The organism is Gimesia alba, from assembly GCF_007744675.1.
Classification (GTDB): domain Bacteria; phylum Planctomycetota; class Planctomycetia; order Planctomycetales; family Planctomycetaceae; genus Gimesia; species Gimesia alba.
Window position 1 is genome coordinate 2,323,014 of sequence record NZ_CP036269.1, and the last position, 712, is coordinate 2,323,725.

The window sequence follows — 712 nt, forward strand, 5'->3', positions numbered from 1 at the left end:
ATGTGACTTGTTTTTTCGCTTGTTTTATGGGAGATTAATAAAAGAAAATTCAAAAAAGGGGGATCGCGGGGGAAAATTGGGGGATGAAAAATCAGAGCCAGAAGCCAAAAAAAGGAAGTTTGACAGTCTACTTCCGATCGTTAGCTCAGATCCATGATTTGACGAAAGAAGTGGAACCAGACATTAATAAGGCTTGGATAAAGACTGAGTTCGAGTATCCGGGATTGCTGGGCGTCAATCCAAAACCAGGAGATAAGCCACTAGAAAATCCAAAGTCGTTCAATTCAAGCCCGCAAAAAGGCGCGTGTGAATTGATTGAATTAATTTTACGCATTGTCGTGAATCAGGCTGGTATATCGGATCGACTGCTCTGCGGTAAAGCATTGGGGGAACTTAGAAAAGGATCATCGACAAACTATGCCAACGAGATATTTGGGAATTACGAGCTTAATGGTGCTACAAAGCCAATGTTTGATCAACTATTCAGGTTTCATCGAGCTAAAGCGAGTTCAACAGGCTATGTGGCCAGATTGCTTTTAGATGACCAATTCGATCATACGTGCATCAAGATTCTTACAGAGGTTGAACCCGGTAAGTTTGAACCTGTAACAGCAGAGCAACTCTCTTGGTTGTTGAAGACCTATGAGTCACTCTTTCGTCGCGGTGACAGTCAGCCGATCAAAGATCCGCCACAATTTGATTCAAGTGTGGA

General features: G+C 42.7%; 1 protein-coding gene. It reads left to right on the forward strand.

Features of this window, described 5'->3' with window-relative positions; genetic code table 11:
• Positions 1 to 83 precede the first annotated feature (83 nt).
• On the forward strand, positions 84 to 712 hold a 629-nt coding region (locus Pan241w_RS29325), incomplete at its 3' end, for a hypothetical protein (protein ID WP_198000414.1).